Origin of the sequence: Humitalea sp. 24SJ18S-53 (genome assembly GCF_050632385.1) — a bacterium.
Classification (GTDB): Bacteria; Pseudomonadota; Alphaproteobacteria; order Acetobacterales; family Acetobacteraceae; genus Humitalea.
Map to the genome: position 1 here is coordinate 3,752,676 of NZ_CP192599.1, position 19,685 is coordinate 3,772,360.

General features: G+C 69.7%; 17 protein-coding genes. 6 read left to right on the forward strand and 11 right to left on the reverse strand.

The window, feature by feature from the left end; translation table 11 throughout:
• Nucleotides 1-154 precede the first annotated feature (154 nt).
• Genes ACQW02_RS17930 through ACQW02_RS17940 form a run of 3 tightly spaced genes read left to right on the forward strand, consistent with a single transcriptional unit; the run spans nucleotide 155 to nucleotide 3,593 of the window.
• Nucleotides 155-1,759 (forward strand): FAD-dependent oxidoreductase, encoded by a 1,605-nt coding sequence (locus ACQW02_RS17930; RefSeq protein ID WP_431281271.1) that lies wholly within the window; start codon nucleotides 155-157, stop codon nucleotides 1,757-1,759.
• Nucleotides 1,759-2,622 (forward strand): alpha/beta hydrolase, encoded by an 864-nt coding sequence (locus ACQW02_RS17935; protein ID WP_431281272.1) that lies wholly within the window; start codon nucleotides 1,759-1,761, stop codon nucleotides 2,620-2,622. The genes ACQW02_RS17930 and ACQW02_RS17935 overlap by 1 nt, the downstream gene beginning before the upstream one ends.
• A complete protein-coding gene (locus tag ACQW02_RS17940) occupies nucleotides 2,619-3,593 on the forward strand; it encodes a Bug family tripartite tricarboxylate transporter substrate binding protein (protein ID WP_431281273.1) in 975 nt (324 codons plus the stop codon). The genes ACQW02_RS17935 and ACQW02_RS17940 overlap by 4 nt, the downstream gene beginning before the upstream one ends.
• Here the strand turns inward: ACQW02_RS17940 and ACQW02_RS17945 are convergent, their stop codons facing one another.
• Both ACQW02_RS17945 and ACQW02_RS17950 read right to left on the reverse strand, forming a co-directional pair.
• The gene (locus tag ACQW02_RS17945) at nucleotides 3,594-5,810 is read right to left on the reverse strand and encodes a molybdopterin cofactor-binding domain-containing protein (protein WP_431281274.1); all 2,217 of its coding nucleotides are present in this window, start codon (nucleotides 5,808-5,810) and stop codon (nucleotides 3,594-3,596) included.
• A gap of 4 nt (nucleotides 5,811-5,814) precedes the next feature.
• Nucleotides 5,815-6,276: a (2Fe-2S)-binding protein gene (locus ACQW02_RS17950; protein WP_431281275.1), complete on the reverse strand. Its 462-nt coding sequence runs from the start codon at nucleotides 6,274-6,276 to the stop codon at nucleotides 5,815-5,817.
• A 185-nt stretch (nucleotides 6,277-6,461) separates the two neighbouring features.
• Between ACQW02_RS17950 and ACQW02_RS17955 the strand changes: the two genes are divergently transcribed.
• Nucleotides 6,462-8,075 carry a DUF6311 domain-containing protein gene (locus tag ACQW02_RS17955; protein ID WP_431281276.1) on the forward strand — a complete coding sequence of 538 codons (1,614 nt, stop codon included), beginning with the start codon at nucleotides 6,462-6,464 and terminating at the stop codon, nucleotides 8,073-8,075.
• On the opposite strand, the gene ACQW02_RS17960 is transcribed toward ACQW02_RS17955, so the two are convergent.
• Entirely contained in the window at nucleotides 8,029-8,988 is a 960-nt protein-coding gene (locus ACQW02_RS17960; protein WP_431281277.1) for an ABC transporter substrate-binding protein, read from the reverse strand. The two genes, ACQW02_RS17955 and ACQW02_RS17960, sit on opposite strands and share 47 nt — an antisense overlap.
• On the reverse strand, nucleotides 8,985-9,923 hold the full coding sequence (locus tag ACQW02_RS17965) for an ABC transporter substrate-binding protein (protein ID WP_431281278.1): 939 nt from the start codon (nucleotides 9,921-9,923) through the stop codon (nucleotides 8,985-8,987). The genes ACQW02_RS17960 and ACQW02_RS17965 overlap by 4 nt, the downstream gene beginning before the upstream one ends.
• 104 nt (nucleotides 9,924-10,027) lie before the next feature.
• Between ACQW02_RS17965 and ACQW02_RS17970 the strand changes: the two genes are divergently transcribed.
• On the forward strand, nucleotides 10,028-10,996 hold the full coding sequence (locus ACQW02_RS17970; RefSeq protein WP_431281279.1) for a Bug family tripartite tricarboxylate transporter substrate binding protein: 969 nt from the start codon (nucleotides 10,028-10,030) through the stop codon (nucleotides 10,994-10,996).
• A gap of 100 nt (nucleotides 10,997-11,096) precedes the next feature.
• On the opposite strand, the gene fumC is transcribed toward ACQW02_RS17970, so the two are convergent.
• Nucleotides 11,097-12,491, reverse strand: coding sequence for a class II fumarate hydratase (gene fumC / locus ACQW02_RS17975; RefSeq protein ID WP_431281280.1), 1,395 nt, complete (start codon nucleotides 12,489-12,491; stop codon nucleotides 11,097-11,099).
• 129 nt (nucleotides 12,492-12,620) lie between these two features.
• On the opposite strand from fumC, the gene ACQW02_RS17980 reads away from it, so the two are divergent.
• On the forward strand, nucleotides 12,621-13,721 hold the full coding sequence (locus ACQW02_RS17980; RefSeq protein ID WP_431281281.1) for an isocitrate/isopropylmalate dehydrogenase family protein: 1,101 nt from the start codon (nucleotides 12,621-12,623) through the stop codon (nucleotides 13,719-13,721).
• 8 nt (nucleotides 13,722-13,729) lie between these two features.
• On the opposite strand, the gene ACQW02_RS17985 is transcribed toward ACQW02_RS17980, so the two are convergent.
• The 6 genes from ACQW02_RS17985 to ACQW02_RS18010 form a co-directional block, all read right to left on the reverse strand.
• Nucleotides 13,730-14,920, reverse strand: a complete 1,191-nt coding sequence (locus ACQW02_RS17985; protein ID WP_431281282.1) for an acetate/propionate family kinase — start codon at nucleotides 14,918-14,920, stop codon at nucleotides 13,730-13,732.
• Nucleotides 14,920-16,365 (reverse strand): bifunctional enoyl-CoA hydratase/phosphate acetyltransferase, encoded by a 1,446-nt coding sequence (locus ACQW02_RS17990; protein ID WP_431281283.1) that lies wholly within the window; start codon nucleotides 16,363-16,365, stop codon nucleotides 14,920-14,922. Before ACQW02_RS17990 ends, ACQW02_RS17985 begins: the two co-directional genes overlap by 1 nt.
• 2 nt (nucleotides 16,366-16,367) lie before the next feature.
• On the reverse strand, nucleotides 16,368-17,033 hold the full coding sequence (locus tag ACQW02_RS17995) for a 3-oxoacid CoA-transferase subunit B (protein ID WP_431281284.1): 666 nt from the start codon (nucleotides 17,031-17,033) through the stop codon (nucleotides 16,368-16,370).
• A complete protein-coding gene (locus tag ACQW02_RS18000) occupies nucleotides 17,033-17,704 on the reverse strand; it encodes a 3-oxoacid CoA-transferase subunit A (protein WP_431281285.1) in 672 nt (223 codons plus the stop codon). Before ACQW02_RS18000 ends, ACQW02_RS17995 begins: the two co-directional genes overlap by 1 nt.
• Before the next feature lie 15 nt (nucleotides 17,705-17,719).
• Nucleotides 17,720-18,547, reverse strand: coding sequence for an enoyl-ACP reductase FabI (gene fabI, locus ACQW02_RS18005; RefSeq protein ID WP_431281286.1), 828 nt, complete (start codon nucleotides 18,545-18,547; stop codon nucleotides 17,720-17,722).
• A gap of 127 nt (nucleotides 18,548-18,674) precedes the next feature.
• Entirely contained in the window at nucleotides 18,675-19,619 is a 945-nt protein-coding gene (locus ACQW02_RS18010) for a LysR substrate-binding domain-containing protein (RefSeq protein WP_431281287.1), read from the reverse strand.
• Nucleotides 19,620-19,685: the final 66 nt, after the last annotated feature.

Here is a 19,685-nt window from a genome sequence, read left to right on the forward strand (position 1 = left end):
TCGGACCGAGGGCATGCGGGCTGAGCAGCAACGGATACGGTGACGCAACAGCCTCGGGCATTTCGATATGACCTGTCGTTGGATCCAGGAGCCTTGCCACCGCGGGGGGCCGCGTCAAGACTAAGCCCTGTTCGTACAGGGGGGCGTTGAAGGCGTGGCGGATCACGACGTCGATCTGGTTGTCGCCGGCACCGGGGCCGCGGGCTGCGGCGCGGCGCTGGCCGCGGCCGCGCGCGGATTGCGCGTGGTGGTGGTGGAAAAATCCGACAGGCTGGGCGGCGCGACCGCCGCCTCCCTCGGCGGGCTCTGGGCGCCCTGCAACCATCTGGCAGCCGAGGCCGGCCTGCCCGACAGCCTGGATGCCGCGCGGCGCTACATGGGCTTCCTGTCGGGTGGCTATGCGCTGGCGCCGATGACGGAAGCCTATCTGCAGGCCAGCCGCCTGGCGTTGCGCGACTTCGCCGATGCGGGCGTGCCGCTACGCCTGCTGCGCGGCCTGCCCGACCATTATTTCCCCCAGGCCGATGGCGCCGCCGCCGATGGCCGCATGGTGGAGGCGATGCCGATCGCGCGCGCGGCCCTCGGTCCCTGGGGCCACCGGCTGGAGGAAGGCGTCTACAACGAAGCCGGCGTCTCCTGGGGCGATGCCATCGCCTGGGGCGGGTTGGGCGCCCGCCAGCGCTGGCCGGAGGCGGAATTGGACGCGCGCCGCCGCGGCGAGTTGCTCGCCGCCGGTGCTGGTCTGGTCGGCCAGTTCGTCGCCGAACTGGTGCGACGCCAGGTGCCGATCCTGGCCGGCTTCCGCGCCGAACGGCTGCTGCTGGAGGACGGGCGCGTGGTCGGGCTGGAAGGTGGCGGCACGCGGCTGCATACGAAAAAAGGTGTGGTCCTCGCGACGGGCGGCTACGAAGGCAGCCCGGAGTTGGTGGGCCGGTTCGAGGGCCTGCCCGACTGGATGAACATCTTTCCGCGTTCGATCGAAGGTGACGGTTTGCTGATGGGAAGCGAATTGGGTGCCGCCGTGTGGCGCGTGCCGAACAACCTGGCGATGCTGGTCGGCTACGCGATCCCGGCGCCGGATGGCGGCGAGCAATTCTTCAGCGCGGGGCTGCGCGGGCTGTCCTATCCGCACAGCATCGTGGTGAACGACCAGGGGCGGCGCTTCTGTGATGAAAGCCAGTTCCAGCACGTTGTTTCGGCGCTGACGCGGTTCGACCTCGGGCTGCACCGGCATCCGAACCTGCCGGCCTGGATGCTGTTCGATGCGCAGTATTTCGCCCGCTACAGCTTTGCCCGCCGCCCGCCGGGCGCGCCGGTGCCCGATTGGGTGGTGCAAGCCGATACGACGGAGGAGTTGGCGCGCAAGATCGGCGTGGATGCTGCGGCGCTGGCCGCCACCATCACCCGCTTCAACGAAGGAGCGGCGCGGGGCGAGGACCCGGATTTCGGCCGCGGCACCTCGGCCTTCGCGCGCTCCACCGCCGGCGATCCGCATGCGGCGCATCCCAACCTCGGCACCTTGGCGACCGGCCCGTTCTGCGCGGTGCGGGTCAAGCTGGGCGGCATTTCCGCCGCCGGGCTGCTGACCGATCCCGATGCCCGCGTGCTGCATGTGCGGGGGCGCCCCATCGACGGACTCTACGCCTGCGGCAACGCCGCGGCACCGACCGAATCCGGCGCGGGCTACCAGGCCGGCGTGTCCCTAATGCGCGGGGCGGCCTTCGGCTGGCTGGCGGCGCGCCACGCGGCGGGGGGCTGATGCTGCGCCGTCGCTTCGCCGACCTAGGCTGGGGCCAGGTGCATTACCGCACCGGGGGCCATGGCGGCGCCGCGCCGCTGGTGTTGCTGCACGGCGCCGCCGGCAACGGCCAGGGGCTGACGCGTCTGGCCGAGGCGCTGTCGGAAACCCGCCTGGTGCTGGTGCCCGACCTGCCGGGCTGCGGCGAAAGCGATCCCCTGCCGGATGATGCGCCCGACCTCGGCACCTTCGCGCAGGCGCTGATCGGCTTCTGCGACGCGATGGGACTTGCGGCCTGCGACGTGCTGGGCGCGCACCTGGGCGCGCGGGTCGCGATGGAAATGGCGCTGGCCGCGCCCTCGCGCACCCGCCGCATCATCCTGGACGGCGTCGGCTTCTACGACGATGCCGGACGGCAGGAGATGCTGGAACGGGTGGCGCCCGAAATCCGGCCCGATCCGGACGGGATCTACCTGCACATGGCCCATGCGATGTGCCGCGACTATTTTCGTTTCTTCCCCTGGTTCGCCCGCGATCCCGCGCATCGCCGCGCCGCGCCCGCGCCCGACCCCATCGCGGTGCACGCCAAGTTGCTGGAAGTGCTGAAGAACGGCACCACCTATCATCGCGCCTACCGCGCCGCGATCCGTTACCGTGTCGAGGATCGCCTGCCACTGGTCCGCGTGCCGGCCCTGATCGTGGCGACGCGCGGCGACAACGTGGCTCCACAGGCGGCCCGCGCCGCGGCGCTGCTGCCGGGGGCCGCCCTGGTCGAGACCCCGGGCGCCGCCGATCTGGCCGAAACGGCGGCGATCCTGACACGTTTCCTGGACACGCCCGCAAGCCTGCCGCAGGGTTTCCCAAATCCAGGAGCCGAGACATGACGGTGACCATCCCCCGCCGCGCGCTACTCGCCGCGGGCGCGCTCCTGCCGCTGCCGGCATTCGCGCAAGGCGCCTGGCCCAATCGGCCGGTGCGCGTCGTGGTGCCCTTCGCGCCTGGCGGCACCACCGACATCGTCGCCCGCATCCTGGCGCAGCAGTTGCAGGAACGGCTGGGCCAGCCCTTTGTCATCGAGAATCGCCCCGGCGCCGGCGCGACCACGGCAGCGACGCAGATGCTGGCGAACCCGCCGGACGGCTATGCGCTGTACATCTCCAACAGCGCCTCCCACGGCATTTCGCCCGCTCTATTCCGCAATGTGCGCTACGATGCCAACACGGATTTCTCGCATATCGCGCTGGCGGCCACGACCTCCACCGCCGTCCTGGTGAATCCGCGCTATGAGGCGCAGACGATCCAGGATCTGATCCGCCTTGGCCGATCGCGGCCGGAGGGGTTGAATTTCGCGATTTCCGGGCACGGCACATCGACCCATCTGTGCGGCATGCGCTTCGGCATGGTCGCGGGGATCAAGATGAACCCGGTGCCGTATCGTGGCTCCGGGCCGGCGCTGCTCGATACCATCGCCGGCAATGTCGGCCTGATCGTCGATGGGCTGCCGTCCTGCATCGGCTATATCCGGGATGGCTCGCTGAAGGCGATCGCCGTCGCCGACGCGACCCGGAACCACAACCTGCCGGAAATCCCGACCCTGATCGAGGCAGGACTGCCTGGCGTCACCTCCTATTCCTGGTTCGGTGTGTCCGGGCCGAAGGGGATGCCGCCGGCGCTGGTGGAGCGGATCAACGCGGAGATCCGCGCGATCCTGGCCCTGCCGGTGATCCGCCAGCGCTACGCGACGCTGACCGCCGACGCGCCCGACCTGACCCCCGCCCAATACGCCGCCTTCATCGAGGAAGAGCTGCGCGTCTGGGGCGAGGTCGTGCGCGCATCGGGCGCGACGGCGGACTGATCAGCCCGCCAGCGCCGCCTTCACCCTTGCGGGGGTGAAGGGGATGTCCGCCACCCGTCGCCCGGTCGCCGCATAGATCGCGTTGGCGATGGCGGCCCCGGTCGGCGCCTGGCTGCCTTCGCCGACCCCCAGCGAAGGCAGGTCGGGCCGGTCCATCACCACGCTTTGAATCGGCGGCGTCGTGCTGAAATCCATGATCGGGTAGCTGGAATAATCGTCGCTGGTCATGCGCCCGGCGTCCCAGCGGCCTTCCTCCATCATCGTCCAGGACGTGGACTGCACCATGCCGCCCTCGATCTGGTTCGTGATGCCGTCGGGGTTCACCGCGCGCCCCGCCTCGGTCGCGGCCCAGAGGCCAAGCACGCGCACCACGCCCGTGCCGGTGTCGACGGCGACACGGGCGACGACGGCGACATGCGCATCGCTGTTCTTGTATTTGGTCAGGCCCACGCCGGTGCCGATCATCTCGGCCGCCAGCGGCTTGCGGATGACCGGTTCCGGCGTCCAGCCGGCCAATTCCACCGCGCGTCGCAACACCGCCTGCAACCGCGGATCGCGCAGATGCGCCAACCGATAGGCGACCGGATCGCGCCCGGCCAGCGCCGCGCATTCATCGATGAACATATCCGCCGCCAGCGCATTGAAATACCCGCCCAGGGTGCGCAAGGCGGAGGTCCGCACCGGCATCTGCTCATGGTAATGCGTCGTCACCGCCTGGTTCGGCACGGCATAGATCGGCACGGCGTTGCGCGCGGCGGCGCCATTCGGCAGGGCGCCATCGGTCGCCGGCGGGGCCGCGACCGGGTTTTCCAGGTACCAGGCCGAACGCAGGTTGCAGCCGGTGGTCCCGCCCGGCCTGGTCGAATGCGGGAATGACCAGACATCATGCGCCCAGGTGCCGAGCGTGCCATCGGCCGCCATGGCGCCTTCCAGCCGCACGACCATGGCCGAGCCCCATGGCTCCCAGACCATCTCCTCCTCATGCGTCCAATGCACGCGCACCGTGCGGCCGGGGACGGCGCGGGCCAGGAGCGCCGCGTCCAGCGCCACGTCGTCGGCGCCGTTGTGGCCGTAGCAGCCGCTGCCCTGGACATGGATGACGCGGATCTTTTCCGGCGACATCCGCAGCCCGCGCGCCATGTCGCCGCGCAAGGGGAAAGGCCCCTGGGCATGCGACCACACCGTCAGCGCATCGCCCTGCCACACCGCCAGCGCGCAGGACGCACCGATCGAGGCATGCGCCTGGAAGCCGCGACGGTACTCCGCGCGATGGGTGCGCGCGGCGGCGGGGGCGGCGGCCTCGGTCTTGTGGATGGTGGTCACGAGCGAGGGCGTGTTCAGCAGGTGGTCGAACACGTCGCGGCCGCCGAACAAGGCGGCCCCATCCCGCCAACGCGCCGCCTGCGTGATTTTTCTCGCAGCCTCATTCGCCTGTTCCTCTCGCCGCGCGACGACGCCCAGGAACGATCCATCGCGCACCACGGCGATCACCCCCGGCAGCGCCCGCGCCCAGGCCATGTCGAGCGAGTCCAGGCGCGCGGCATAGGCCGGCGGCCGCGCGACGGCGCCGAACACCATGCCTTCGGGCCGCATGTCGTGGATGAAGGTCGATTGGCCGAAGACCTTGCCCGGGATGTCGGTGCGCGGCAGCGAGGTGCCGATCACCCGCTGTGCCGCGACCGGCTTGCGCTGGACCTGGGGATCGACCGGCCTTGCGAGCGACAGGCCCGATGCCGCCTGGGCGTAGGTCATGCGGCGGTTCGCGCCGGTGATCACGCCGTCGGTGACGCTCAGCGTGGCGGCCGGCAGGTTCCAGGCCTCTGCCGCGACCCGGACCAGGGTGGCCCGCACATCGGCGCAGGCGATCCCCAGGGCCTCGCCACCGAACTTGATGGATTGGGACCCGGCGGTCACACCCTCATCCGCGGTCTCGGCGGTGTCGCCTGACAGCAGGGTCAGGCTGCCGGGCGCGACATCGAGTTCGTCGGCGGCGATCTGGCGCATGGCGGTCAGCACGCCCTGGCCCAGTTCGACACGCCCGGTCAGCACGGTGATGCGCCCATCGGGTGCGATGCGGACCCAGGCCTCCATCCGTGGATTGGCGCGCAGCATGGGCGCCACGGGGCGGGCGGGTTGCGCCGAGCCCAGGCCCCAGTGGAAGCCAACGGCCAGGCCCACGGCCGTCAGGCCCAGGCCGCGGCGGGACAGGTTCGTCATGGCGCTACACCCCCTGCCGGGCGGCGCGCATCACCGCGCGCACCACACGTGGCTGCGTGCCGCAGCGGCACAGGTTGTTGTCCATGCCGTCCCGCACCTCGGCTTCGGTGATCGCGGGCTTGCCGGCGATCAGGGCGGCGGCGTGCATGATCATGCCGCTGGTGCAGTAGCCGCATTGCGCCGCCTGTTCCTGGATGAAGGCGGTTTGCAGCGGGTGCGGGCGGTCGGGGGTGCCCAGGCCCTCCAGCGTGGTGATGGCGACCGGTGCGACGGCATCGCCGGCGCGCAACTGGCACGACCGCACGGCCATGCCATCGACCAGCACCGTGCAGGCGCCGCATTGCCCGACCGCGCAGCCGAGTTTCGGGCCGTTCAACGCCAGGTCGTTCCGCAGGACGTAGATCAGCGGGGTTTCGGGCGCGGCGTCCACATCGCCCGCACGGCCGTTCACCAGCAATTTCAACATCTTGGCGCTCCCGTCGTCGTCTTTTGATGAAGCGTGCTGGAAATCGATTGCGGTGAAAAGGGGGATGTTGAAGCAACCCAAAGCGGCCCCGCGCGTTAGATCAGCTGGAGGTTCCAGTGGTCGAGCTTGGGTCACGGATATCTCGGAATTGGGGGGGCGCCGCTGCCTGCCTGCTGGGCTTTGCCGTGGCGTGGTACGTCTTCGGCGGTCATATCCTGCCCCCGTCGCATACCGGCTGGATGCTGAGGGGCACCCTGGGCCCGGACCCGGTGCAGTACTGGCTTGGCTACACCTTCTTCAAACACGCGCCTTGGACCTGGCCGCCGGGGCTGAACCCGGCCTGGGGATTGGAGGTGTCGTCCTCCATCTTCTACGCGGATTCCATCCCGCTGCTCGCCATCTTCTTCAAGGCAATCTCCGGGCTGGCCGAGGTTTCGCAATACTGGGGCCTGTGGATTTTCGCTTGCGCGGGGTTGCAGGGGGCGTTGGCGTGGCGGCTCATCGGCCAGGTCACGCGCGATCCGTTGGCGCGCCTGGCGGGCGCCGTTCTGTTCATCATGCAGCCGGCCCTTTTGACCCGCATGGGCGGGCATTTCGCGCTGTCGGCGCATTTCCTCCTGCTGGCCGGACTTTGGCTCTGCATCGTGCCGGGCACAGGTTGGCGGCGGACGGCGGCCTGGGCGCCGTTGGTCGCCGCAACAGCCATGATCCATTCCTACCTGCTGCCGATGGTGCTGGGGCTCTGGGCCGCGGATTGGCTGGCGCGCGGGGTCGCGCGCCACGGCTGGCGTGGCCTGGCCGCCGAAGCTCTCGCGGTGCCTGTCGCTGGCCTCGCGGCACTGTGGGCCGCGGGGTTCTTCGTATTGACCAGCGGCTTTGGTGGGCAGGGTGCGCGCTACGGACAGATGCAGATGGACCTGCTGGCGCCGTTCGATCCAGGGCCCTGGGGCGCCATCCTGCCCGATCTACCCGGACCGCTGCATGCGGAGGTCGGCGCTTCCTATCCCGGGCTCGGCATCCTGGCGCTGTTGCTGCTGTCGGGCATCGCTTGGCTTTGGCGCCCGCTGCGGGGGATCGCGGCGCGCTGGCCGCTGTTGCTGGCGCTGGGGGTCATGCTCGCCGTTGCGATTTCGCACCACGTGTCGATCGGTGGGCGGGAGGTTGGCTGGTTCGAACTGCCGCCGCGCCTGGCCGACCTCGCGGCGGCGCTGCGCGCCTCGGAACGCTTCCTTTGGCCACTTGGCTACGCGCTGTTGTTGGCCGGCATCGCGGCGCTGGCGCATGCCATCGGCGGCAGGCGCGCGGGCGTCGTGCTGGCGTTGCTGGTGGGGCTGCAATTCATCGACCTGCAACCCGGGTTCACCAATACGACGCGCTACTTCCCGCAGGGTCCAGCGGTCGCGCCACTGCGCCTGACCGATCCCTTCTGGGCCAAGGCCGCGGCGCGCTACACCCGCATCCGCGTGGTCCCGAACGGCAACCAGGCGAAGCATTGGGAAGAGGTCGCCGTCTATGCCGCGACCCTCGGGCTTGAGACGGATGCCGTCTATCTCGCGCGCATCGATCCCGGCCGGGTCGCGGCCCTGAACGCCGACATGGCGGAGCGACTGGCCAGCGGGCGGCACGAACCAGGGACGCTGTATGTGCTGGGCGATGACGCGAGCCTGGCGCGGGCGCGGCGCGGTGCCGCGCCAGAGCGCGACGCGCTGCTGCGCCGCGACGGCGTCTGGGTACTGGCGCCGGGGTGGTGGCTCAGCCGGCCCCTCGGTCCCGTGGCGGCGGCAGGAACACCGCGCTGAACACCTCGGCCGGCGTGGGCACGCGCGCCAGCGCCAGGGAGGATGCCAGCGCCGCGATGCCGCCGGCCAGGCGTTGCGGATCGGCGTCGCCAAGGCCGATCCGCGCGGCCTCGGGATGCGCCATCTCCTTGGCGATGGTGCCGCGCCAGCGCCGCGTCTCGATGGCCAAGTCGATGCCCGGGTTGCGCGCCTTGACCGCCATCACGCCCCGATCAGGATCGGCGATCGCGGCCAGCGTGCCGGCCGTCACGGCGTGGACCAGGCCGCGCACCACATCGGGTTCCGCGGCGACCAGGCGGCCCGAGACGACCAGGGCATTGCCATACAGGTCCGGCAGGTGGTCGGCGTATTCCAGGAAGCGGGTCGCATGCTCCAGCCCGATCCCTGCCCCGCTCATCGAGGCGATGATCGTGTTGACGAAGCCGAAGACGCCATCGGCGGCGTCATCCTGGATCATCGCCCGCACCTGTTCGCCCAAGGGGGCGGCCGAAGGCAGGATGGCGACCTGGGCGGGATCGATCCCCACCGCCCACGCCAGCGCCGGAAAGCACAGCACCGCGGCATCGCGGGCATGGCCGCTGACGCGCAGTCCCGACAGGTCGCGCGGATGGCGCACCGGCCCATCGGCCCGCACCGCGATGGTCAGGGGCGTGCGGTTGAACAGGATGAACACGGCCTTTGGCGGCAGCGCCTCCTGCCGGCGCCCCAGCCGCGCGATCAGGGCACAAAGGTCGCCGACGGCGGCATCGCAGGTCGCGTCGGACATGTCCTCGATCACCGCCGCGGCGCCGTTGCCGCCGATCCAGTCCACCGCAAGACCCTGTGCCGCCAGGTGGCCATCGGCCTCGGCCAGGGCAAATCCCGCGTGCGGCCCGGCGAAGCCGGTGTTGAGGCGGATGCGAAGGCGCCTCATGCGACGGCACGCTCCGGGATGGGGGGCAGGAAGACGTCGGTGAAGACCTCCTCCGCCCCGGGGCTGCGGGGCAGTCCGCTTGCGGTCGCGTGCAAGGCGATGCCGCGGGCGAAGCGGGCGGGGTCGATGCCACCGAACCCGCGCGACATCGCCTCGGGATGCGCCATTTCCACCGCAAGCGTGGTGTCCCAGCGCAGGCGTTCCACGGCAGGATCGGTCTGCGGCGCCGCGGCGTGCAGGGCGGCGATTGCCGCATCGGGATCGGCCAGCGCATCGGCCAGCCCACGCGACAGCGCCGCGACCACGCGCCGCAACAGCGCCGGTTCGTCCCGCACCAAGCGTGCGGAGGCCATCAGCATGCTGCCATAGGCATCCGGCAGCAACCGGTCGTAGCGCAGGAAACGCAGCCGGTCCTCGGCCCGCAGCCCGGCGGCGGCGTAGGAGGCGGTGATGGTGCTGACATAGCCGAACAGGCCATCGGCGTCCCCGCCCAGCACCCGTTCGGCCAGCGCGGCCAGCGCCCCCTCGGCGGGCGAGATCCGCACGCTTGCGGCATCCACGCCATTGGCGGCGCAAAAAGCCGGGAATGTGCGCAACGCGACATCCGACGCATGGCCGATCAGGTGCCGCCCGGCCAGATCCCCTGGCCCCGCCACCGGGCCATCGCGCGCCACGGCAATGGCCGATGGCGAGGCATTGAACATCGCGAAAATGCCGATCGGCGCACGCCCGGGATCGCGCGCCACCACATCGACCAGCGCATGGACATCGCCATAGCCCAGATCATACCCATCAGCCGCGACCCCGGGAGCGGCGTTGTAAGCGCCCTTGCCGGGGGTCAGGTCCAGCGCGACGCCAGCCTCCGCGAGGTAACCCCGCGCCTGCGCCAGGAACAGCCAGCATTGCGGTCCGGATGCGACCGTATTGAGCAACATGGTCCATTTCACCACGGCAGCACCGCCTTCTGTTCCATCCACATTGTTGAACGCGGTCCTGCGCGGCGGCAACGTGGGTGGCACGAATTCGGAGTGTCCGTGGAATGCCAGCCAGCCTCACGCGCCGTGCGACGCTCGGCCTGCTCGCGATGCCGGCCGTCGTGGTGGCGCAGCCCGCCTGGCCGACGCGCAGCGTGCGGATCATCATTTCCTTCCCGCCCGGTGGATCGAGCGATTTCGTCGCCCGCGTCGTCGCGCCGCAATTGTCGGAAATGTTCGGCCAGCAGTTCGTCGTGGACAATCGCCCCGGCGCCGGCGGCATGCTGGCGGCCGAGGCGCTGAAGCGCGAAGCGCCCGACGGCCACACGTTCCTGCTGTCCAACAACGCGCCCTTCACCATCGCGCCGACGATGTTTCCGCGCATCACCTATGACGCGATGCGCGATTTTTCACATGTCGCGTATCTGGGTTCGACCTATGGCGGCTTCGTCGTGCATCCGAACGTGGGGGCGCGGTCGGTCGCAGAACTGATCGCCAAGGCCAAGGCGGCGCCGGGCCGGTTGAACTACGGCTCCAGCGGCGTCGGTTCCATCGGGCATATCACGGGGGCGAATTTTGGACTGATGGCCGGGATCGACATCGTCCACGTGCCCTATCGCGGTGCCGGGGCCTTGCGCATCGACCTCAGCAGCGGCGTGGTCGGCCTGGCGTTCGAGGGCATCGTGACCTCACTGCCGGCGATCGCCGCCGGGTCGCTGGTCGGGCTGGCGGTCGCGTCGGATACGCGCCTGCCGCCGGCGCCGGCCATCCCGACCTTCCGCGAGGCCGGCTTCGACATCGAGGTGAAGAATTGGCACGGGCTCAGCGCCCCGGCCAACCTGCCACCGGCGATTTCCGCCAGGTTGCAGGCGGGGCTGGCCGAGATCTGCCGCCGCCAGACCACCATCGACCAGTTCGCCAGTATCGGAAATTTCTACGACCCCATGAGCGGCGAGGCTTTCGCCCGCTTCGTCGGCGACCAGATCGCCATCTGGCGCCCGATGATCATCGCCGCCGATGCGGTGGAACGTTAGACCGCGATGCGTTCGCATTCGCTCACGCATCGCGGCCTGACTTGTTGTTTTATCGTGTGATTCAGCCCTGCGGCGCATTCGCGCCTACGGCCATCACGCTCTAGCGGGACGGACCGAGCATCAAGGCCGGGTCGACGATGCGGTCGAAATCCTCGGCCGAGACGAAGCCGAGGTCCAGCGCCGCTTCCCGCAGGGTCAGGTCGTGCCCGGCCGCGTGGTGCGCGATCTGTGACGCCTTGTCGTAGCCGATGACCGGCGCCAGCGCCGTGACCAGCATCAGCGACCGGTGCAGGAATTCGGCGATGCGCTTGCGGTTGGGTTCCGTGCCCTCGACCAGGAAGCGCCGGAAGTTGGTGCAGCCGTCGGCCAGCAGCACGATGGATTGCGCGATGTTGTGGATCATCAGCGGCTTGTAGGCATTCATCTCCAGATGCCCGCCGGCGCCGCCGATGCCGACGGCGACATCATTGGCCATCACCTGCGCCGCGATCATGGTCAGGGCCTCGGCCTGGGTCGGGTTCACCTTGCCCGGCATGATGGAGGACCCCGGTTCATTGGCCGGCAGTTCCAATTCGCCAAGCCCCGCCCGCGGCCCGGAGGCGAGCAGCCGGATGTCATTGGCGATCTTGCTCAACGACACCGCCAGGGTGCGGAAGGTGCCGGACAGGTGCACCAGCGCATCATGCGACCCCTGGGCGGCAAAGAGGTTCGGCGCCGGTACGAAGGGCAGCCCGGTCAGGCGCGCGACCTCGGCCACCGCGGCCGCGGCAAAGCCCGGGGCGGCGTTGATGCCGGTGCCGACCGCCGTGCCGCCAAGCGTCAGGCGATACACGCCCGCCAACGCCGCCGTGATGCGTTCGATGTTCTCGTCCAGCATGGCGGCATAGCCGGACCATTCCTGGCCCAGCGTGATCGGCGTCGCATCCTGCATATGGGTGCGGCCGATCTTGATGATGTCGCGCCAAGCCTCCGCCTTGGCGGCGATCGCATCGCGCAGCGCCAGCACCGCGGGCAGCAGCCGTTCGACCACCCCGGTCGCCGCGGCCACATGCATCGCGGTCGGAAAGGCGTCGTTGGAGGATTGCGACATATTGGCGTGGTCGTTCGGATGCACCGGCCCGCGCGTGCCCAGGGCCAGGCCGCTGAACTGGTTGGCGCGATTGGCGATCACCTCGTTCATGTTCATGTTGAACTGCGTACCGCTGCCGGTCATCCAGACGCGCAGCGGGAACATGTCGCGGTGCTGCCCGGCCAGGATTTCGTCGCAGGCGCGCAGGATCAGCCCATGCGGGGCATCGGCCAGGTGTCCGGCGGCATGATTGGCCTCGGCCGAGGCACGCTTCACCACGGCAAGGGCATCGATCATCTCGGGCGGCATCAGGTCGCGCCCGATACTGAAATAGGTCAGCGACCGCTGCGTCTGGGCACCCCAGAGCCGATCGGCGGGCACCTGCACCACCCCCATGCTGTCGGTTTCGTCGCGGAATTCGGCCATTTGGAGGGTCCTCCGGGGGGCAAGGGGCACAGGTCAGCCGCAATCAGCGTCGGGCGCAATGTGGGGGGTGGGTTGCGCAGTCGGCGCCGGCGTGCCGACCTTCGCTAAAATCGTCCCGGAGCCGCCGCCATGCCCCTGCCCTCCAATACCCTGCGCATCGCCGTCATGCCGGGCGACGGCATCGGCATCGAGGTCACCGAGGCGACCCTGGCCGTGCTGGAGCCCCTGGCCCGCCGCCACGGCATCGGCCTGGCCTTCGAACAGGTCCGCGCCGGCGCGATCTGTTACCGCGACACCGGCACCGCGCTCAGCGATGAGAGTTTTGCCGCCGCCGCCGCCGCCGATGCGATCCTGCTGGGCGCCATGGGCTGGCCCAGCATCCGCATGCCGGATGGAACCGAGGTCGCGCCGCAACTCGACCTGCGGATGCGGTTGGGCCTCTATGCCGGGGTGCGGCCGGTGCGGGCGATCCCGGGGGTGCCGGTAGCCCTGGCCGATCCGCGGGCACAGAGCATCGACCTGGTGATCGTGCGCGAAAGCACCGAAGGGCTGTTCTTTTCCCGCGGACGCGGGACGGTCACGGACGACATGGCCGAAGAAACGCTCCGCATCACCCGCGCCACGACGGAGCGCCTTGGGCGCTTCTCCTTCGCACTGGCACGGCGGCGGGCCGCCACGCGCGGGCGTGCCGGCACGGTGACCCTGGTGGACAAGGCCAATGTGTTCCGCGCCTTCGCCTTCATGCGCGCGGTCGTGGAGGGGATCGCACCGGAATTCCCCGACGTCGCCTTCCGCGCGCATTACGTGGATGCGATGGCGCTGGACCTGGTGCGGCGGCCCTGGGATTTCGACGTGCTGCCGATCGAGAACATGTTCGGCGACATCCTGTCAGACCTGGGCGCCGGGCTGGTCGGCGGCATGGGCTTCGCGCCATCGGCCGATATCGGCGACACCCATGCGGTGTTCCAGCCGGCGCATGGCACGGCCCCGGACATCGCGGGCCAGGGCCTGGCCAATCCGACCGCGATGCTGCTGTCGGCCGCGATGATGCTGGAATGGCTTGGTGCGCGTGGCGCCGGCCAGGGCTACGCCGATGCCGCGGCCGAACTGAACGCCGCCGTCGACGGCGCCTTTGCCGGCGGGCTGCGCACGCCCGACATCGGCGGCGGCGATGGCACCGTGGCGGTGGCGCGGGCCGTCGCGGCGCATCTGGGGGTGGCCGAGGCCTGACCCGGCCTTCAGGCAGCCAGCAGCGCCAGTGTGTGGCGCGCGATCATGCGTTCCTCGTCCGTCCCGCGCACCAGGACCCTGACCGGGGAACCCACCTCGGAAATCTCCGGCGCGTTGGCAAGGTTGGCGGCGGTGTCGAGGTGGACGCCGAGGACGCCCAAGCCGTCGCAGATCTGCCCGCGCAGGGCGCGCGCATTCTCACCGATGCCCGCCGTGAAAACCAGCGCGTCCAGCCCGCCGAGGGAGGCCGCCAGGGCGCCGATTTCCCGCCGCACGCGAAAAGCGAAATGGGCCAGGGCGCGCTGCGCCCGCGGCGTGCCGGCGGCCTCGATCTCCCGCACATCCTGGCTGACGCCGGACAGGCCCTTCAGCCCGCAGTCGTGGTACAGCATATGGGTCAGGGCATCAGAATCCATGCCCTCGGTCTGCATCAGGTGGATCAGCACGCCGGGGTCGATCTGGCCGCAGCGCGTGCCCATCGGCACGCCATCCAGCGCGGTGAAGCCCATCGAGGTATCGACGCAGCGCCCGTTCGCCATGGCGCAAAGGCTGGCCCCATTGCCCAGATGCGCCACGACCAGGCGCCCGGCGCCCAGTGCCGGGTCCTCGGCCGCGATGCGGGAGGCGATGTATTCGTAGGACAAGCCGTGAAAGCCATAACGCCGGATGCCCTGGTCGTAATACCGGGGCGGCAAGGCAAAGGTATCCGCGACCCAGGCCTTGGCGCGGTGGAAGGCGGTATCGAAACAGGCGACCTGCGGCACGCCCGGAAAGGCCGCGGTCGCGGCCCGGATGCCGGCCAGGTTATGCGGCTGGTGCAGCGGGGCCAACGGCACCAGACCCTCCAGCAGCGCCATCACGGTCGCATCGACCACCACCGGCGCGGCCAGGTCCGGCCCGCCATGCACCACGCGATGGCCGATCGCGGCGATCTTCCGTTCGCCGAGGCGGCTGTCCAAGGCATCGATCAGCACGGCCAGGGCTTCGGCATGATCATTCGGCGGATCATCCGCCGCCCCGTCCCAGCGCCGGTCCACCAGTGTTTTTCCCTCGGCATCGCGCGCGACGAAACGGGGTGCGGCACCAATGCCTTCCACCTGCCCCTTGGCGATCAGAAGCGGCTCCTTCGCCTCGGCCGACAGCACCGAGAACTTGATCGACGACGACCCCGCATTCAGCACCAGGACCAGCGCCGCCATCACGCGGCACTCACGACCAGCGACGTGCCGGTCGCGCGCCAATGCGCGTAGAGTACCGCCAGCGCGGATGACATCAGCCGCGCGTGTTCGTCATCGGCGCGGCTGGTCAGCATCACCGGCACGCGCGCGCCGCAGACCAGGCCGCTGGTGTCGGCGCCGGACAGGAAGACCAATTGCTTGGCCAGCATGTTGCCGGCCTCCAGGTTCGGAGCGACCAGCACATCCGCGCGACCGGCGACCGAGGATTGCAGCCCCTTGGTCTGCGCTGCGTGCAAATCCACCGCATTGTCCATCGCCAGCGGGCCATCGACGATGCCGCCCTTGATCTGCCCGCGCTCGGCCATCTTGGACAGGATCGCGGCATCCAGGGTGGAGGGGATTTTGACGTTGATCGTCTCGACCGCCGACAGCACGCCGACGCGCGGTTGCGCCAGGCCGATGGCGCGGGCCAGGTCGATCGCGTTCTGGATGATGTCGGCCTTGGTCATCAGGTCGGGCAGGATGTTGATGGCGGCGTCGGTGATCGACAGCAGCGCCTCATGCCCCGGCACATCCAGCACGAAGACATGGCTGACCCGCCGCCCCATGCGCAGCCCGCCGTCGGATTTGGTGACCTGGGCCAGGATTTCGTCGGAATGGATGTTGCCCTTCATGATCGCGCGGGCCGCGCCCTCATGCACCATGGCGACGGCGCGGGCGGCGGCGGCATGGGCATCGCCGGTCGGCTCGATGCGCACGCCGTCGAGCGACCAGCCGATACCGGCGGCGGCGGCGCGGATCTCGGCCTCCGGCCCGACCAGGATGGGCGTGATCAGCCCGGCCTTCATCGCCTCCCACGCGCCACCGGCTGAATTGTCGTCGGTCGGCGCCACCACGGCGGTCGGCAGTGGCGGCGCATCGCGGCAGGCGGCCAGCAGATTGTCGAACTTGCCGCGCTTGCGCTGCGTCAGCGCCGGCAGCAGTACGCCATCGGTGGTCATGGCGACCAGCGGTGCCTGCACGGTCGCCTGCCCGTCCACGATCCGCCGGCCATCGGCGGTGGTCAGGTCGCAATCCAGGATCAGCACGCGGTCGGGGCGCTTTTCGCGCACGGTGACCGATACGGTCACTTCCTCACCCGGCCGGACACGGTCGTGGAAGCGCAGCGTCTGGCCAAGGTAGACCGTCCCCGGCCCCGGCAACTGGTTGCCCAGCACGGCGGAAAACAGCGACCCGCCCCACATGGCCGGCGCCGAGGCGGGCCTTCCGGCCTCCTGCTCGGACTCGCCCGGCAGGTTCAGCGGATTCACATTGCCCGAGGCATGCGCGAAGACGATCAGGTCATGCGGCGTGCAGATGCGCTGGAAGGACGCCGTTTCGCCGACCGCGATCTGGTCCCAGGTGCGCCCGGTCAGGGACGGCACCTGGCGGTCCTGGCCGCCATGCTCGATACTGAAGCGGGACATGGTCAGGGGCTCCCGTTGGAGATGGGCATTTCGGGGACATCCTCCGGGATGATCAGGCTCGCCTCGGTCGCGGCGACGATCTCGGCAATGCTCACGCCGGGGGCGCGTTCGCGCAGCAGCAGCCCGGCCTGGATCGGTTCCAGCACGGCAAGGTCGGTGACGACCAGGCTGACGCGGCGATCCGCCGTCGCCGGCAAGGTCAGTGCAGGCACGATCTTGGATACCCCCCGCGAGGCATGCTGCATGGCGATGATCACGCGCCTGGCCCCCGCGACCAGGTCCATCGCGCCCCCCATCCCGGCGACCATCTTGCCCGGCACCATCCAATTCGCCAGGCGGCCGTCGCTGCTGACCTGCAACCCGCCCAGCACCGTCGCGTCCACATGCCCGCCCCGGATGAAGGCGAAGGACATCGCGCTGTCGAAGGACACCGCCCCCGGCAGGGCGGAGACGAAGGCGCCACCGGCATCGGTCAGGTTCACATCCTCCATGCCCTCGGGCGGTGGGGCGCCGAAGCCGATGATGCCGTTCTCGCTCTGGAAGGCGACGGTGCGGCCGGCGGGGACATACTGCGCGACCAGCGTCGGCAAGCCGATGCCGAGATTGACCAGGGTCCCGTCGCGCAGTTCCAGCGCGACGCGGCGGGCGATGATTTCCTTGGGGTCCATCAGCCAGCCCCCCCGTTGGCGTGCGGGCGTTCGATCAGATGCGTCACCAGGATGCCCGGGGTCTTCACATGGTCGGGCGGGATCACGCCGACCGGGACGATCTCATTCGGTTCGGCGATCACCACATCGGCGGCCAGGGCCATGATCGGGTTGAAGTTCGTCGCCGTCAGCCGGTAGGTCAGGTTGCGGTTGTAATCGGCCTCATGCGCCAAGATCAGCGCGAAATCGGCGCGCAGCGGCAGTTCCAGCAGGAACTTGCGGCCATCCACCTCGATCACCTGCTTGCCCTCCTGCACGACCGTGCCGACGCCGGTCGGGGTCAGGATGCCGCCCAGGCCGGCGCCGGCGGCACGTATGCGTTCGGCCAAGGTGCCCTGCGGCACGAGGTCCACGACAATCTCCCCGGCCATCATCTTCTTCTGTGTCACCGGGTTGGTGCCGATGTGCGAGACGATGACGCGGGCGACGCAGCCCGCATCGATCAGCTTGCCGATGCCCAGGCCCGGCCGCGCCGTGTCATTGCCGATGATGGTCAGCCCCCGCACACCGCGCGCGACCAGCGCGTCGATGATGCGCGGCGGCGTGCCGACGCCGATGAAGCCACCGAACATCACGCTGGCGCCATCCGGTATCAGCGCCGCGGCATCCGCCGCCGAAATTACCCCGCGCATGCCGAAACCCCTGCCTCAGCCGATGTTGTGCAAACCCGCATCCACGAAGATCGTGTCGCCGGTCATGCCGGAGGACGCGCCGCCAACCAGGAAGGCGACGACCCGCCCGACCTCGGCGATGTCCACCAGCCGGTGCGAGGGCGTGCGTTCGACCGCATCGGCGACCAATTCGTCGAAAGCCGCGATGCCGCTCGCGGCCCGGGTCTTCAGCGGGCCTGGCGAGACGGCGAAGGCACGGATGCCGGCGGGTGCGAGTTCATTCGCGACATAGCGCACGCTGGCCTCCAGCGCCGCCTTGACCGGCCCCATCAGGTTGTAGCGGCCGACCACCTTGTCGGCGCCGTAGTAGGACATGGTGATCAGGGTGCCGCCCTGGGTCATCAGCGGTTCGGCCAGGCGCGCCATCTCGATGAAGGAATAGCAGGACACGTTCATCGCCTGGGCGAAGCCCTCGGCCGAGCAATCCACGACCCGCCCATGCAGGTCGGCGCGCGGCGCAAAGGCGATGGAATGGATGACAAAATCCAGCCGGCCCCATTCCTGGCGGATGCGGTCGAACACGGCCTCGGTCTGGCCGGGCACCTGCACATCCAGCGGCAGGATCAGCGCGGCATCGATCTGTTCCGCCAACGGGCGGACGAAGCGTTCCGACTTTTCGTTGAGGTAGGTGACCGCCAATTCGGCACCGAAGGCGCGCAGCTTGGCAGCGCAGCCAAATGCGATGCTGTTTTCATTCGCGATACCGACGACAAGGCCACGCAGGCCGCGCAGCATATCGCCGACGCGGCTGTCGGGGTCCCAGACCTTTGGCAGCGGATCGATGGCGATGCCTGGTTCGGACATGGGGCGCCTCTCCGTTCTGAATCGTGTGCTGACGTTCGTTTCATAACACTGCCGGCTACGCCGAGCATTGCCAACCGGTGTTGCCTGGGTGAATTTTCGCGCGACGCACAGTCGCATCACCCACGGTTCAGACGGCGTCCTGCGATAGCGCCTGGCCGCGCGCCACCAGGCTGGTGACGCCGGGCAGCGCCCCACCCTGGCGCCTGATCGCCGCCAGCAGCATCAATGCGGGGCGCGACAGCGCCCCCTGCGCCGGCACCAGCGCCTGCGCCGTCACCGTGGCACCGGGTGCCAGGCGTAATTGCGCGACGCCGTGGTCCCGGCCGTCCAGCAGCAGGAACGGATCGATCACCGCCACCCCGGCGCCGGCACGCACCAGCGCCAGGGCGGTGGAGGACTGGTTGACCTCCAGCGCGATTCGCCGCGCGACCCCGGCCGCGCGAAAATTCTGTTCCACCAGCCGGCCGAGCGGCAGGCTGCGGCTGAAGGAGATCAACGGATAGGCGGCCAGATCCCCGGGAGTGACCACGCCCGATGCCGCCAGCGGGTGGTCCAGGGGCACGACGCAAACCAATTCGGCCGCGCAGAGCGGCACCAGCCGCACATCGGTGTCGGCGATCGGGGTCAGCACCAGGGCGAAGTCGACCCCGCCCTGTGTCAGCGCCTCGACCGCCGACAGATTGTCCATGGTCTGCACGGTGATCTGGATGCGCGGCCGGGCGCGGCGAAAGGCAGCGACCGCGGCGGGCAGCAGATTATCCGCCAGCGTCGGCGTGGCCGCCACCACGACTGACCCGACGCTGGCATCGCGGATGTCGCCGACCAGGCGGTCGATGCGCTCCAATCCCTTGAACACGCGGTCCACCTCATCGAGGAAAACCCGCAGTTCCGGCGTCGGCTGCAGCCGCCCCTGGGCGCGCAGGAACAGCGTGAAGCCCGCGCTGGCGGCGCATTCGCGCAGCATCATGCTGACCGCCGGCTGCGACACGCCCAGGTCGGCCGCCGCAGGCGTGACCGCCCCATGCAGGGCGACGGCGCGGATGACCTCCAATTGCCGAAAGCTCAATTTCATCAGGTCAACTTACATGTTTATCAGAAAAATGGGCTTGATCTGATTTATCGCGCAATCCAGTCTGCT

Excerpts from the sequence above, each read along its gene's own strand:
- ACQW02_RS17935 (WP_431281272.1), top strand. The coding sequence starts at position 1,759 with ATGCTGCGCCGTCGCTTCGCCGACCTAGGCTGGGGCCAGGTGCATTAC.
- ACQW02_RS17940 (WP_431281273.1), top strand. The coding sequence starts at position 2,619 with ATGACGGTGACCATCCCCCGCCGCGCGCTACTCGCCGCGGGCGCGCTC.
- ACQW02_RS17945 (WP_431281274.1), bottom strand. The coding sequence starts at position 5,810 with ATGACGAACCTGTCCCGCCGCGGCCTGGGCCTGACGGCCGTGGGCCTG.
- ACQW02_RS17950 (WP_431281275.1), bottom strand. The coding sequence starts at position 6,276 with ATGTTGAAATTGCTGGTGAACGGCCGTGCGGGCGATGTGGACGCCGCG.
- ACQW02_RS17960 (WP_431281277.1), bottom strand. The coding sequence starts at position 8,988 with ATGAGGCGCCTTCGCATCCGCCTCAACACCGGCTTCGCCGGGCCGCAC.
- ACQW02_RS17965 (WP_431281278.1), bottom strand. The coding sequence starts at position 9,923 with ATGTTGCTCAATACGGTCGCATCCGGACCGCAATGCTGGCTGTTCCTG.
- ACQW02_RS17970 (WP_431281279.1), top strand. The coding sequence starts at position 10,028 with ATGCCAGCCAGCCTCACGCGCCGTGCGACGCTCGGCCTGCTCGCGATG.
- fumC (WP_431281280.1), bottom strand. The coding sequence starts at position 12,491 with ATGGCCGAATTCCGCGACGAAACCGACAGCATGGGGGTGGTGCAGGTG.
- ACQW02_RS17980 (WP_431281281.1), top strand. The coding sequence starts at position 12,621 with ATGCCCCTGCCCTCCAATACCCTGCGCATCGCCGTCATGCCGGGCGAC.
- ACQW02_RS17985 (WP_431281282.1), bottom strand. The coding sequence starts at position 14,920 with ATGGCGGCGCTGGTCCTGGTGCTGAATGCGGGGTCGTCGTCGATCAAG.
- ACQW02_RS17990 (WP_431281283.1), bottom strand. The coding sequence starts at position 16,365 with ATGTCCCGCTTCAGTATCGAGCATGGCGGCCAGGACCGCCAGGTGCCG.
- ACQW02_RS17995 (WP_431281284.1), bottom strand. The coding sequence starts at position 17,033 with ATGGACCCCAAGGAAATCATCGCCCGCCGCGTCGCGCTGGAACTGCGC.
- ACQW02_RS18000 (WP_431281285.1), bottom strand. The coding sequence starts at position 17,704 with ATGCGCGGGGTAATTTCGGCGGCGGATGCCGCGGCGCTGATACCGGAT.
- fabI (WP_431281286.1), bottom strand. The coding sequence starts at position 18,547 with ATGTCCGAACCAGGCATCGCCATCGATCCGCTGCCAAAGGTCTGGGAC.
- ACQW02_RS18010 (WP_431281287.1), bottom strand. The coding sequence starts at position 19,619 with ATGAAATTGAGCTTTCGGCAATTGGAGGTCATCCGCGCCGTCGCCCTG.